Here is a 12699-nt window from a genome sequence, read left to right on the forward strand (position 1 = left end):
ACAATCTATGTCTAGTTACGCCAAATCAATGTAGTACCTATTACTTCTGTTTGTGATACATCGATTTCTCGACCATCAAATAGAGAAGCGATCGCAGTTCTCAAATAATCATCTCCCAGCAATGATGGATCTTGAGGATGATTATCAATTGTTCCTTTGTATCGCACTATACCATTAGTGTCGATTAAAAAGGCCGTTGGTGTTTTTGTTGCCCCGAAACTAGCGGTCACATCTTGGGTTGAGTCCCACAGGTAGGGGAAGTTGAACTGGTGATGCAGGGCAAAAGCTTTCATATTTTCAAAGCTTGACTTAGTGTCGTGATCAACATTACTACCATTGAGTCCAATTAGTGTGAAGCCTTTTGCAGCAAATTCGGCTTGAATGTTTTTTAGCCTGCCTAAATACCACTCCACATAAGGACAGTGGTTACACATGGAAATAACGCCGACTGCTCGGAACTTCTCAAGATAACGCCTAAGATGGTGTACTTGACCATCAATTCCTGGCAGTTCAAAATCTGGTGCGTAGCTCCCAACGGGAGTATCAATTGTTTTTAGTAGATTCATGATTTCTGACTCGCAGAACTAGGAACAAGAAAAATATTATTAAATTCAGTGTCAGTTTCCAGTTGCAAACCACCCCTTAGCCGATGCCTCATATTCGCCAATGTTATAGACTCTTATTGGCTGTCGTAAATTGTGAAACTACTGAATCTAGCAATGATGCTAATTCGCTCACATCTAAAAAACTATGACTCACATTAGATAAGTTATGATTGCTAATCCTGACGTAATCTAACTTGTGAATAAATTTTATTTAAATTCAAAACAATTGGACTTGCGCCCTGCTGCTGAAAGACTTTTAGCGTTATTTTTATCAAAATTCCCATGACAACCTCAAGTTCAAAAACAGCACTTTCCTCAACAAAAACCTGGATTTGGCAAGATTTCCCAATCTGCTATCAAACCCAAGGAACCACTGGGCCAGCTGTTGTCCTCGTGCATGGATTTGGCGCTTCTTGGGGGCACTGGCGGAAAAATATTCCCGTATTAGCACAAAATTGCCGTGTTTATGCGATCGATTTGATTGGTTTTGGCGCTTCGGCAAAACCTCAACCTGGTGAACAAATTGCTTACACACTAGAAACTTGGGGACAGCAAGTAGCAGATTTTTGCCGTGAAGTAGTGGGTGAGCCAGCTTTTTTAGTGGGAAATTCCATTGGCTGTATTGTAGCCATGCAAGCAGGAGTCAGCAACCCAGATATTGCCTTGGGAGTTGCTTTGCTCAACTGTTCTTTACGGCTGTTGCACGATCGCAAACGGGTAACTTTACCTTGGTCTCGTCGTTACGGAGCGCCTCTACTGCAACGCCTGTTATCTATCAAAGCAGTTGGCGATTTCTTTTTCAATCAACTTGCCAAACCAAAAACGGTGCGGAAAATTCTACTACAAGCATACACGAATCCTGAGATGGTGACAGATGAGTTGGTAGATATTCTCACTTCACCAGCAAGGGATCCGGGGGCTGTAGCTGTTTTTCTCGCCTTTACTTCTTATTCTACAGGGCCACTACCAGAAGACCTTTTGCCACTGTTAGCGTGTCCGGCGATTATCTTGTGGGGAACAGCTGATCCGTGGGAACCAATTAAATTAGGGAGAGAATTAGCTAACTTTCCTCAAGTAGAAAAGTTTATTCCTTTAGAGGGAGTGGGGCATTGTCCGCAGGATGAAGCGCCGGAGTTAGTCAATCCGATTTTACTCGATTGGATTTTGGAGCGATCGCGGTAATCATCTGTGAGAGGTTAGAATTTAGAATAGTGTAAATTTTGTCAATCAGCTCAAAAAAACACTTGAATACTTACTGTAAACAATAAAGACGACAATTCCAACGAAAATAAAGAGGACTAAAGTAGCTATTAAACCACGATGTCGAGAGACAACATCAAGAAGTACTAGTAGCCAGAATAAGGCAATCTCAACTGCGCTAGCAATGAACACAAGTCTGAGATTTATTTCAATTTTTGCAGCCTGTAAACCGAATAAAGTACGCCTTGCTAAAGAACTGCCTGGAGAGGACGATATTATTAGCTGCGACTGTACCAAGTTAACTAATAACCAAATAATTGCTATGCCTCCCATTACTGTCAATACAACAGCTAGTCCTTTAAATAATCGATTTATAAGCATCATTTTTCCTCCGAGAAGAAAATTTTGACATAATGATAAGTATTGTTAAGTTCAAAGATATCGTCCAATTTCCTTTCTAAATCTAAAATATAGTCCGATATCTTCGGTGCGTTAGGACTAGCGTCCATAACGCATCCTACAAAATTAAAGCTTTTAATTCACATTGGCGCTCTTTTATTACTCTCGTCAGATGAAATTTGAAACCCTATTTTCACGTTAGTCAGCGCAGGCGGACTTTGCCTGTGTAGCCGCGACTTCCAGTCGCCTCGATTATTCTTTCTCCAGAGTCATAAAAGAGCGTTAGGCGTAAAGTATTAGTCCAAAAACTTTTAACTACTTCTCCCTATCTTCATCTAGGGCTTTTTGGATAGCTTGGCGACAAAACTCAGGAGGGTCGTCCTTAGCTTTTACCTCTTCCTTCATTTCTTTGGTGACTCGAAAGTTTAATTGTTCGGTTAATTCCTTGCTTGGTTGGTTTCCAAAATTTTCAGGTTTACCCTTAGCTTTAGGCATTTATGTATAAACGTAAATATAGCTTGAAGTCGATGTTAACAACGGAATAAAGTTATTATTCGGTGAGTAATTGCCTGGAAAACTTGTAACTCACCGATACCACTTTTACAAATGGGTAACTCTATTTTATGTTCACAAGGTCAGAACTCGAAATCAAAACTATTACTGAGTTGAAAGACTTGTGTAGGCGTTACGGATTGAAGCCTACTGGGAACGGAGGGTACAAGACTAGTTGGATTATTACCTTGATGGCATTCCCACAGATAGGACTCGCTCAACTAAGACAAGGAAGAGGGTTGAAGTCACCAGGCTTTAGTGCAATACACTTGGGTTAAGCATTTCCTCCTTCTCCTTCTCTCTGTGTTCTCTGCGCCTTTGTGGTTCGTAAAAAAAAGATTAAGTGAACCGTATTGCCTTGAAATGGAGATCGGACTGCTTAACCAGTAAATCAGTTATGAAAACTCCCTTGGATAGCGATCGCCATCCAAGTTATACGCGCGACAGCTTACTAATTCAAAACTAACTGACTTAAAAAGAAAGCAAGGGCTGCACTACCTAAAGGAACTGTCAAATTGTCAATACCCAAAAAGGAAACAGCCTCTAAAGCAGTAGCTATAACTGCTACTATCAGCGATATCGCCCAAGTTTGCCAACTGTTTCCTTGAGTTCCAACTAAAATCAAACTACTGACAAGATAGCTAACGAGCATCATAGTTAGGGAGCCTTCCCAACTTTTTTGCGTACCAAAAACTTTATACTTATGTTTACCAAAGCGTTGCCCAATCAAGGCTGCTAGTCCATCTCCCCAAGTCATGATCAAAATTCCGAGTGCTGCGTATTGGGGTTGTTGCAAGTACCAAAACCAAGCAACTAAAATACCAAAACTGACAGAGTAAAAAAATGTCCCTAAGCTTTGCCGTCCAACGCTATTAATACCAGGAAGAATGGGCAATCGGTAGGATAATAAGGTGATTGCACTCGCTAAAATAGAAGCTGTAATCCCTACACTGGCGGGAATATCAAGCCACCAAGCGATTAAAATCACATTACCAGTGCCAATATGAACTATCTTCCGCACGATTTCTGGCTTGTCGGCAAAGCGATTTACCACCCATGCAATCAGGAGGATGAGTAACACCCAAATTGCAGCTAAGGCAATTTGCAGCCATAAAGCCGGGATTGAGGTGAAATCAGAAAATGTAATTAACAAAGATGCAACAAAATGAAAATTTTTACCTCTGTTACTAATTTATAAGATTTGGGTAACTGCAATGAAACTATTATTTATTTGGCTGATTCGGGGCTATCGAATGTTTATCTCGCCGTTGTTTCTCCCGACTTGTCGCTTTCAACCAACTTGTTCGATGTATGCTATTGAAGCTATTGAACGATTTGGAGTGTTGCGTGGTAGCTGGATGGCAACTCGGCGGATTTTGCGCTGTCATCCGTTTCATCCAGGTGGTTATGATCCAGTGCCAGAGTTGGTGGAAAGGGTGAAGGAGGAGTAGTTTTGTGCAAATGGTGGCGAATTGAGGTTGGAGTTTAAACGCAGAGGGGCGCAAAGGGAAGCGCAGAGGGACGCTGAGAATGAGAAGAGCGGTAAGTTATTAAAGGATGTGTTGGTGGGTATAGCTATTTGGGGAGATGTCAAGAGATGAGGTTGTCATCTAGCGTGGGAAGGTTGAATAATTTAATTTGGACTTACGATGATTAATCCCACTGCGATTTCTATACCAGAACCACAAATTCCTACTCCTGTCCCAAATCCGCTACCTAGTCCTGAACCTGTACCGGGGCCGGCGATACCCCAACCCTTACCTGGGCCTGTACCAGAAACAGTACCTGCTCCCATTCCTCAGACGGTTCCAGGGCCAATTCCCCAAACCATACCGGAACCTGTTTAGATTACCTTGGTAATGTAATCCAAAATCTAAAATCGAAAATCGAAAATGCTAAGAGCCGGAATTGTCGGACTTCCCAACGTCGGAAAATCTACTTTATTTAATGCCGTAGTTGCTAATGCCAAAGCAGAAGCAGCTAACTTCCCTTTTTGCACGATTGAACCGAATGTCGGCGTTGTCGCAGTACCGGATGAACGGTTAAATGTTCTTGCTAAAATTGCCAGTTCGGTACAAATTATCCCGGCGCGGGTTGAATTCGTCGATATTGCCGGTTTGGTTAAAGGCGCTAGTCAGGGTGAGGGACTAGGGAATCAATTCCTGTCCCACATCCGGGAAGTTGATGCGATCGTCCATGTGGTACGTTGTTTTGAGAATGATGATATTATCCACGTTGCTGGTTCTGTTGACCCAGCACGAGATATTGAAATCATTAATATAGAACTGGGTTTATCGGATTTATCACAAATTGAGCGGCGAATTGACCGCACTCGCAAACAAGCTCGTACTAGCAAAGATGCACAGTTTGAAATCACAGTCTTAGAAAAATTAGCTGCGGCTTTAAATGAAGGTAAATCGGTGCGTCAAGTAAGCTTGAATGAAGAAGAAACAGAAATTATTAAAGGATTAGAACTGCTCACTTATAAACCGATTATCTACGCCGCAAATGTCTCTGAGGATGAGTTGGCAACGGGTAATCATTTTGTGGAAACAGTGCGGCAAATAGCAGCAACAGAAAATGCCCAAGTTGTGATAGTTTCTGCCCAAGTGGAAGCTGAATTAGTGGAATTACCAGAGTCAGATAAAGCTGATTTCCTCGCATCTTTAGGTGTGGAAGAAGGTGGTTTGAAATCATTGATTCGGGCAACTTATATGCTTTTAGGCTTGCGGACATATTTCACCTGTGGCCCTAAAGAAACCCGCGCTTGGACAATTAATGCCGGAATGTCTGCACCTCAAGCTGCTGGTGTAATCCACAGTGATTTTGAACGGGGATTTATTCGCGCTGAAACTGTCGCTTATAAAGATTTGGTGACAAGTGGTTCGATGAATGCGGCGAAGGAGAAAGGGTTGGTTCGCAGTGAAGGGAAAGAGTATGTTGTGCAGGAAGGGGATGTAATGTTATTCCGATTTAATGTGTAGGGGTAATGGCGTTGCATAAATGCTCGATGATTTTACAATACCTTCGCCAAAATTAGAGGATCAGAGCTAGACAAAAAAGCTAAATTCCATAGACAGCAACGGTTTCAGGCTTGGAAATTGAGGTTTCAACCCATAGCCCAAAACCTGCATTCTGCGGGCGTTCTCAAAAATTGCCTAAGAGGACAATCTTTAGATGCCAGACTGCAAAGGTCGATTGGTCAAGCGATGGGCGCTGATTTCGGTGGAGTGAAGGTTCACACCGATGGTCAGTCGCACCAGTTGAATCGCTCAATTCAGGCGCGTGCTTTCACGACGGGACAGGATGTGTTCGCGCGTTGAGACAAACAGGAAGGCGATCACATCTTGGTTGGGTTGAGTGCGATCGCTCGTAGGTTGGGTTGAGGCACGAAACCCAACAAACCCCACAAACCCAAAGATTAGGAGATAACAGAGGATTATGCGAGAATCAACTTAACACCCTGTTGTGTTTCCTTCGTCAAGCCAGCCTACAAATAATGCAATTATAATTCGTAACTGCGATCGCACTAAAAAATAGGATCTCATCTCCCCACAAAAAAGCGATGTCTACGACGGGCTATGACGCTCGTTGCGCGGTATCGTCTCCCTTTGGGAGAAGACTCGCTTTGCGCGTCGCTTACGGCCTCGCACTTCTGAAAGTAAAAGGTGATCATCTTTCCTCAGCTTTTAAAAGGATTAAAAAATGCCTTGATTTAACAACGGTATTGGTAGGCGCGTTAGCTTAAACTAATTGAGGAGCAAAAATTCAGCCTTATGTACGACTGCATCATCGTCGGCGCTGGGCCAGCTGGTGGAACAGCTGCATATCATTTAGCCAAGCAGGGCCGCTCAGTATTAGTGTTAGAAAAAGAATCCCTGCCAAGATATAAGCCCTGTGGTGGTGGTGTATCTCCAGCGATCGCTCAATGGTTTGACTTTGATTTTAGCCCAGCGATTTCTGTAAAAGCCGACTCCCTTCGTTTTACTTGGAATTTGGGCGACCCCGTAGAAGCAAAAATCGCCACAAAAGAACCAGTTTGGATGGTGCGACGAGATATTTTTGACCATTTCTTAGTGCAACAAGGACAGAAGCAAGGGGCTGAACTACGAGATCATACGGAAGTAACGGGTATTGAGTTTCAAAGCGACTATTGGCAAGTTAACACAGCCAATGGCCCAGTTACAGGTCGCTACTTAATCGCGGCTGATGGTGCCAAAGGCCCAATGGCAAAATGGCTAGGCTTTAAAGACCGTAAACGTCGTTTAGCAGCAGCTTTAGAAGCAGAAGTTACTGCAAATGTCAAGGATACATCTACAATTCACTTCGAGTTTGGCTTAGTGAAAAATGGCTACATTTGGAACTTCCCAAAAGCTGATGGTTATTCCCTTGGTGTCGGTACATTTATCGGCGGCGAACCCCAGGATTTTAAGAAGATTTTAGATGAGTACGCGCGATCGTTTAATCTAGATATCAAAACTAGCAAGCAATATGGTTATCCCCTTTGCTTGTGGAATGGCAACCAAAAGTTGCATACCCAAAATGCGGTTTTGGCTGGGGAAGCTGCTTGTGTAGTTGATCCAATGACAGCAGAAGGCATTCGTCCATCAATTTTTAGCGGTTTGATTGCAGCAGGAGCCATTAATGAGGCTCTTTCTGGTGATACGAACGCTTTAGAAAAATATAGCGAAGCCATTAATGGACAGTGGGGTACTGAAATGGCTTGGGCGCAAAAATTAGGTGGAGCATTCTATCGGTTTCCTGGCATTGGCTACAAAGTTGGTGTTAAGCGCCCCTCTGGTGCCAAAATTATGGGTAAGATTATGTGTGGAGAACTGCGCTATAGCGATGTTGCTGGTCGCGCCCTCAAGCGTTTAATTCCTGGTTTTGGAGGTTAATTAACCAAACAAGTTGCTTGAGCAACTTGTTAAAGGTAGGCAAACTTCCACCACTGTGTAATAGGCATTTCTGAATATGGCAATTTACTTGACAAAACGGCTATTTGTGTTCGCTAATATTCTTGCTCTTGTCCTCTTCATACCGGGAATTGCCTTCGCTGCACCCGTTCAAACCAATATTACTTCTGGTGTTATTTTCGCCCAGACTACCAAAACTGCAAGCTACTCCACCTCGTCGGAGATGAACTTGACTCCTTTACAACGCCAAGAACTCCAATCTGTGCGTCAGAGAAGAAACAGGGAAATTGCGGCTCTGTTAAACTCAGCCCAGCGTGCCCAACTGACTCACCACCTCCGGGCTGGTAATAATATCAATCAAGGGCTAGAAAAACTGAATTTACAACCAGAACAGGAAGATTTGGTAAAGGCGATCGTGCAATTTACTAACTTGAAAATGAAAGCTATTTCATCTAGACATCTGCTAAAAACAGGACAGACATAAAATGCGATCGCTAAACTTATGGAAACAGTTGACTAATCTGGACTTCAATTTCTGGAAATGTAATCAAGGATAACATTGCATCCTCCTGCAAAATAAATTCAAGATTGTAGCCTTCCAAACCCGGTTCGCGGAAAACATAAACCTGACGCTGATTCACATCCAAAATCCAGTAGTCAGCAATTGCGGACATAGCATATAAAGGCGCTTTTTGTTTACGATCTGTATCTAGTGTTGTATCTGCTACCTCAATGAGTAAAAAGATTTCATTCGGTGCAGGATGGCGATCAATGTACTTTCTTGCATCAATCTGGACAACAGCGATATCTGGCTCCGGTTCCGAATATTGGCTTAACTGAATGGGATCTTGTACTCGAACTAGAGCAACTTCTGCTAGCAGCCGCTTCAGATAGTCGGACGCGCACAGTGTTGTTGCTGCATGGGGAGGACTTTTGGCACTCATCGGGATAACTTGCCCTTCTATCAGTTCCACCCGTTCATCATCTGTGATAATACCTGTCTCAAGCATCCGGTGATATTCGTCTACATTCCACAAGCGCACTCTGGTTTGTGTCATTGTATATTTCCTTTAGCAATGCCTCCGGAGGGCTACGCCTACGCACGCGCCCTCAAGGACAAATATCTATCTCTACACTGTAAACTTTCGCAGCATCTATAATTAATCTTGCCCTATTTAGTTCGTTACCATGTCGGAAGAAGATATCCGAGCCGCGAGGCTGGAGAAAGTAGAACAACTCAAGCAGCTAGGGACTAACCCTTACGCTTATCGTTGGGAATCTACCCATCATGCAGCGCAGTTGCAAGAACAATTTGCCGATTTATCCAGTGGTGAAGAAGTTGATTTAGAAGTTGCTATAGCCGGTCGCATTATGGCGCGTCGCGTTTTCGGTAAGTTGGCTTTCTTCACCTTGCAAGATGAAACCGGTACAATTCAGCTTTATCTGGATAAAAATCGCATCCAAGAAGGTATGGCAGATATTGATGCTGATGCCTTCAATCACTTAAAACAACTTACAGATGCAGGTGACATTTTAGGAGCCAAAGGTACTATTAAACGGACTGAAAAGGGCGAGTTATCTGTCTACGTTAAACAATATACTATCCTCACCAAATCCCTGTTACCCCTACCCGACAAGTGGCATGGATTAACGGATGTTGCCAAGCGCTACCGTCAGCGTTATGTTGACTTGATTGTTAACCCCGAAGTGCGACAAACTTTTCGCCGCCGCGCCCAAATTACTGCTGGTATTCGCCGTTATTTAGAAGAACGGGATTTTCTGGAAATTGAAACACCAGTTTTGCAAAGTGAAGCTGGGGGTGCAGATGCACGTCCATTTATCACCTACCACAACACTTTAGAAATGGAGTTGTATCTGCGAATTGCCACAGAACTTCATCTCAAACGGTTGATTGTAGGTGGTTTTGAAAAGGTGTTTGAATTGGGGCGAATTTTCCGCAATGAGGGAATTTCGACTCGCCATAATCCCGAATTTACGACGATTGAAGTTTACCAAGCTTACGCCGACTACAATGATATGATGGCGTTGACAGAAGGGATTATTACTACTGTCGCTCAAGAGGTACTCGGCACATTGGAAATTACCTACCAAGGGGAAGCTATAGATTTAACACCACCTTGGCGGCGGGTGACAATGCACGATTTAGTTCAAGAATTTGCAGGCTTAGATTTTAATTCGTTCCAAAGTTTGGAAGAAGCAAAAACAGCAAGTAAAAATGCTGGTATTCCTGGTATAGATGAAGCCCAATCAATTGGTAAGTTACTAAATTTGGCGTTTGAAGAGAAGGTAGAAGCCAATTTAATTCAACCTACCTTTGTAATTGATTACCCTGTAGAAATTTCGCCCTTAGCAAAACCGCACCGTTCTCAACCTGGTTTGGTGGAAAGATTTGAGTTATTTATAGTCGGGCGAGAAACTGGGAATAGCTTCTCAGAACTTACCGATCCCATCGATCAAAGAGAACGCTTAGAAGCACAAGCTGAAAGAAAAGCTGCTGGCGACTTAGAAGCCCAAGGTGTAGATGAGGACTTTCTGACAGCTTTGGAATATGGGATGCCGCCTACAGGTGGTTTAGGGATTGGGATTGATCGGTTGGTGATGTTATTAACTGATTGTGCCAGTATTCGGGATGCGATCGCCTTCCCCTTACTCAAGCCTCCCAGCAGCCTGATTAAAGAATTTCGTTATGATCCAACAACGCAAACATTAACTATTGAATTTGACAATGGAAGTGTTTATGAGTATTTCAAAGTACCCCTGAGTGTAAAGGAAGCCTTAGAAAATGCACCATCTGATGGTCAATACTTTAACAAGTTTATTAAAGGGAAATTTAAGTTTGAACAACTGAGTTGAGTTAGTAGAGTTGACCCTCCCACGGCTTGCAGCCGTGGGATTCTCCTTTCAACCAGTCAACTTGTCTAGAGGAGTTTCCCCAGCTAGTAATTCGCCAATCAAACTTTGCCTAGTGAGGTGTAGGTTATAAGCATCTATGCTCTTAAACCAATGGTGAATACTCCTGATTCACGATGGCTGAAACTCCTGTTTTTAACGTGAGTTCGACAAGTATTATTTGACCTCTCCCCCAACCCCTCTCCGACACGGAGAGGGGAGCAAAAGCTGAATTTTTCGTTGCTCCTCCCTCTCCGAAACGGACAGGGAGGCTGGGAGGGAGAGGTTCGTCGAACTCACGTTGTTTTTACGTGATCAAAAATTTGTGGAGAACTCAATACTGCTCGGTTAGGACAAATCAACTGATATCCAATCCCGTAGAGACGTTGCAGTGCAACGTCTCTACACACTAAAATTATGACGAAAAATTCTTAACCGACGAGTATTGGTGGAGAACTTGTTTTAGCTGTTTCTCTAACTGCTCATTTTTAGCCAACCAAACACCTGAGCTACAGTTAACTCCAAGTTGATCCCGGCTAACACTGGCAAACGCTCATCACCCTGCAAAAGTTCTGGTTGTTGATTTGGACGGAAGACCAAAATGGAACGATCTTCTGGGTCTATCAACCAACCTAATTGGCAACCATGATCTAAGCAATAGAGAATATTGCCTGTGACTCGATTTGAACTTTGTTCGGGAGACAGAATTTCAATTGTCCAGTCTGGAGAAAGCAAAAAATCATTCGGTGCTTCCCCATCAACAGCAAAGGGAATACGCGACCAGTTGAAAACCGCTACATCAGGTACTATTGAACGGATACCAAAACTACAGCGCAGTTCTGGAAAGGCATAAGCAATATGCACGCTTTCGGCAACATCATTAATACTGTTGCACAGCCTTAACTGTAATCGACTATGCTTCCCTTTCGGCATTGGCTTCTGAATAATCTCACCATTAATGTAAATGCTTGCAGGTTTTGTTTCTGGTAGCTTAAGAAACTCCTCCAGAGTCAGGGATTGGGTAATTACCGTAGACATGGCTCCCGAAGAAAAGCAAAGGGGATATGTTTTAGTCTAGCAGTACCGTAGTCTCAAAAACAGTTTCTACTTCTGGCTACCGCCACAACCGCTTGCACACCAGTTAACAAGGCCAAAAAAGCTATGACCGCAAAATGGCTAACACCAGAACAGGCCATTGTCAAAGCCAACCTCACTGTTACATCTGAAACTTTAAAATCTTACATTTCAGAACAACACGGAAAAACCACTGCCCAAGAACAATTCCAAGCTTTAGGATTGCTGTTTGACAGGGAACGCTTGCGTACAGGTAAAGCTAACTTTTTGCAACATTTCTGAAATCCTTACGGCATAAGGATATTGATGAAAAATCGGCTAAATGGAAAAACGCCGAAACCTCTGCTATTAAAGGATTCTTATACTTTAGATGCGTTTGCTTTGATATTAGGAACTATCGTAAACTTATCGATTGCAGTACAGTTATCAAAATTTGCAGCAAGAGATATTCGGTAGTACTCAGTTGACTTTTGAGATGTGTTTGGTAGAATTTAGGTAACATTATCAATCTTATTGGTCTTCTTGACAAAACTAGACCTATCTTTTTCTACCATAAATTGCTGCATCCTTTACCTCATAAGCTTTTTAGCTTATTTCGTCGCCCCGTCAGCAGGTTAAGGTAAATGCACTTTAGGTAGAGTTCTTTCTCAGCAAGGTAAACAGGTGAAACTCTACTTTGTTGACCCCGATCGCGTTGAGTCAGCTAACGTTTTTTGCCAGTGCTTGTGTGATGCAGAAATCGGACTCAACAAAGCCAAAACCCTGGCGCTGCGCTACTCCTTGGCTTGGAAGATGGAAGTTACAGCGATCGCTCAACCTTTCCAACCCGAATGGATTGTCCCCAGTTACAATACCCTGATTGTTGTCACATAACTTTACAGTGACAGGACTTACGCAAACCAGCCCGTAAAGCTAATAACCCAAGTTGCGGGTTATCGACTGATGCGTGCTTGTCACCCCTCAATTTATGCGATCGCGTACAACAAAGTGGCGGTGACCTTACGCGTCACCGCACCTGAGAGTTGATTGAGCATTCATTTACT

The 12699-nt window shown here is 43.1% G+C and carries 16 protein-coding genes; 10 read left to right on the top strand and 6 right to left on the bottom strand.

Translation table 11 applies throughout. The features are described from left to right. Positions 1-11 precede the first annotated feature (11 nt). Positions 12-566: a thioredoxin family protein gene (locus LC605_RS13865; RefSeq protein WP_229548107.1), complete on the bottom strand. Its 555-nt coding sequence runs from the start codon at positions 564-566 to the stop codon at positions 12-14. A gap of 321 nt (positions 567-887) precedes the next feature. Here LC605_RS13865 and LC605_RS13870 point away from each other — a divergent pair, with 321 nt between their 5' ends. After that, positions 888-1787, top strand: a complete 900-nt coding sequence (locus LC605_RS13870) for an alpha/beta fold hydrolase (protein ID WP_229548108.1) — start codon at positions 888-890, stop codon at positions 1785-1787. Positions 1788-1832: 45 nt separating this feature from the next. Here the strand turns inward: LC605_RS13870 and LC605_RS13875 are convergent, their stop codons facing one another. The 3 genes from LC605_RS13875 to LC605_RS13885 all read right to left on the bottom strand — a co-directional run bounded on the left by LC605_RS13875 (position 1833) and on the right by LC605_RS13885 (position 3909). Beyond that, the gene (locus tag LC605_RS13875) at positions 1833-2189 is read right to left on the bottom strand and encodes a hypothetical protein (protein ID WP_229548109.1); all 357 of its coding nucleotides are present in this window, start codon (positions 2187-2189) and stop codon (positions 1833-1835) included. A gap of 330 nt (positions 2190-2519) precedes the next feature. After that, positions 2520-2699: a hypothetical protein gene (locus tag LC605_RS13880; RefSeq protein ID WP_229548110.1), complete on the bottom strand. Its 180-nt coding sequence runs from the start codon at positions 2697-2699 to the stop codon at positions 2520-2522. Between the two features lie 508 nt (positions 2700-3207). Then, positions 3208-3909 carry a diacylglycerol/polyprenol kinase family protein gene (locus LC605_RS13885; RefSeq protein WP_229548111.1) on the bottom strand — a complete coding sequence of 234 codons (702 nt, stop codon included), beginning with the start codon at positions 3907-3909 and terminating at the stop codon, positions 3208-3210. A gap of 61 nt (positions 3910-3970) precedes the next feature. Between LC605_RS13885 and yidD the strand changes: the two genes are divergently transcribed. The 6 genes from yidD to LC605_RS13915 all read left to right on the top strand — a co-directional run bounded on the left by yidD (position 3971) and on the right by LC605_RS13915 (position 8156). Further along, positions 3971-4207 (top strand): membrane protein insertion efficiency factor YidD, encoded by a 237-nt coding sequence (gene yidD / locus LC605_RS13890; RefSeq protein ID WP_229548112.1) that lies wholly within the window; start codon positions 3971-3973, stop codon positions 4205-4207. 198 nt (positions 4208-4405) lie between these two features. After that, positions 4406-4603, top strand: a complete 198-nt coding sequence (locus tag LC605_RS13895) for a hypothetical protein (protein ID WP_229548113.1) — start codon at positions 4406-4408, stop codon at positions 4601-4603. A 45-nt stretch (positions 4604-4648) separates the two neighbouring features. Then, positions 4649-5740 carry a redox-regulated ATPase YchF gene (gene ychF, locus LC605_RS13900; RefSeq protein WP_229548114.1) on the top strand — a complete coding sequence of 364 codons (1092 nt, stop codon included), beginning with the start codon at positions 4649-4651 and terminating at the stop codon, positions 5738-5740. 117 nt (positions 5741-5857) lie between these two features. Then, a complete protein-coding gene (locus LC605_RS13905) occupies positions 5858-6079 on the top strand; it encodes a DUF4157 domain-containing protein (RefSeq protein ID WP_229548115.1) in 222 nt (73 codons plus the stop codon). 453 nt (positions 6080-6532) lie between these two features. Beyond that, entirely contained in the window at positions 6533-7654 is a 1122-nt protein-coding gene (locus LC605_RS13910; protein WP_229548116.1) for a geranylgeranyl reductase family protein, read from the top strand. Positions 7655-7730: 76 nt separating this feature from the next. Beyond that, positions 7731-8156 (top strand): hypothetical protein, encoded by a 426-nt coding sequence (locus LC605_RS13915; RefSeq protein WP_229548117.1) that lies wholly within the window; start codon positions 7731-7733, stop codon positions 8154-8156. A 16-nt stretch (positions 8157-8172) separates the two neighbouring features. Here LC605_RS13915 and LC605_RS13920 read toward each other — a convergent pair whose 3' ends face one another. Continuing rightward, entirely contained in the window at positions 8173-8730 is a 558-nt protein-coding gene (locus LC605_RS13920) for a Uma2 family endonuclease (RefSeq protein WP_229548118.1), read from the bottom strand. Positions 8731-8860: 130 nt separating this feature from the next. Between LC605_RS13920 and lysS the strand changes: the two genes are divergently transcribed. Next, positions 8861-10546 (top strand): lysine--tRNA ligase, encoded by a 1686-nt coding sequence (lysS, locus tag LC605_RS13925; protein WP_229548119.1) that lies wholly within the window; start codon positions 8861-8863, stop codon positions 10544-10546. Between the two features lie 510 nt (positions 10547-11056). Here lysS and LC605_RS13930 read toward each other — a convergent pair. Then, positions 11057-11620 carry a Uma2 family endonuclease gene (locus LC605_RS13930; RefSeq protein ID WP_229548120.1) on the bottom strand — a complete coding sequence of 188 codons (564 nt, stop codon included), beginning with the start codon at positions 11618-11620 and terminating at the stop codon, positions 11057-11059. 123 nt (positions 11621-11743) lie between these two features. On the opposite strand from LC605_RS13930, the gene LC605_RS13935 reads away from it, so the two are divergent. After that, complete coding sequence (locus LC605_RS13935; RefSeq protein WP_229548121.1) at positions 11744-11938, top strand: hypothetical protein; 195 nt, start codon at positions 11744-11746, stop codon at positions 11936-11938. A 381-nt stretch (positions 11939-12319) separates the two neighbouring features. Then, positions 12320-12529, top strand: a complete 210-nt coding sequence (locus LC605_RS13940; protein WP_229548122.1) for a hypothetical protein — start codon at positions 12320-12322, stop codon at positions 12527-12529. Positions 12530-12699 lie beyond the last annotated feature (170 nt).

Source organism: Nostoc sp. CHAB 5836, assembly GCF_020829445.1.
Classification (GTDB): Bacteria; Cyanobacteriota; Cyanobacteriia; order Cyanobacteriales; family Nostocaceae; genus Nostoc.

What these genes read in the sequence shown, in the direction of transcription:
- LC605_RS13875 (WP_229548109.1), bottom strand. Translation starts at nt 2,189, where the DNA reads ATGATGCTTATAAATCGATTATTTAAAGGACTAGCTGTTGTATTGACA.
- LC605_RS13895 (WP_229548113.1), top strand. Translation starts at nt 4,406, where the DNA reads ATGATTAATCCCACTGCGATTTCTATACCAGAACCACAAATTCCTACT.
- ychF (WP_229548114.1), top strand. Translation starts at nt 4,649, where the DNA reads ATGCTAAGAGCCGGAATTGTCGGACTTCCCAACGTCGGAAAATCTACT.
- LC605_RS13910 (WP_229548116.1), top strand. Translation starts at nt 6,533, where the DNA reads ATGTACGACTGCATCATCGTCGGCGCTGGGCCAGCTGGTGGAACAGCT.
- lysS (WP_229548119.1), top strand. Translation starts at nt 8,861, where the DNA reads ATGTCGGAAGAAGATATCCGAGCCGCGAGGCTGGAGAAAGTAGAACAA.
- LC605_RS13920 (WP_229548118.1), bottom strand. Translation starts at nt 8,730, where the DNA reads ATGACACAAACCAGAGTGCGCTTGTGGAATGTAGACGAATATCACCGG.
- LC605_RS13880 (WP_229548110.1), bottom strand. Translation starts at nt 2,699, where the DNA reads ATGCCTAAAGCTAAGGGTAAACCTGAAAATTTTGGAAACCAACCAAGC.
- LC605_RS13935 (WP_229548121.1), top strand. Translation starts at nt 11,744, where the DNA reads ATGACCGCAAAATGGCTAACACCAGAACAGGCCATTGTCAAAGCCAAC.
- LC605_RS13865 (WP_229548107.1), bottom strand. Translation starts at nt 566, where the DNA reads ATGAATCTACTAAAAACAATTGATACTCCCGTTGGGAGCTACGCACCA.
- LC605_RS13930 (WP_229548120.1), bottom strand. Translation starts at nt 11,620, where the DNA reads ATGTCTACGGTAATTACCCAATCCCTGACTCTGGAGGAGTTTCTTAAG.
- LC605_RS13870 (WP_229548108.1), top strand. Translation starts at nt 888, where the DNA reads ATGACAACCTCAAGTTCAAAAACAGCACTTTCCTCAACAAAAACCTGG.
- yidD (WP_229548112.1), top strand. Translation starts at nt 3,971, where the DNA reads ATGAAACTATTATTTATTTGGCTGATTCGGGGCTATCGAATGTTTATC.
- LC605_RS13915 (WP_229548117.1), top strand. Translation starts at nt 7,731, where the DNA reads ATGGCAATTTACTTGACAAAACGGCTATTTGTGTTCGCTAATATTCTT.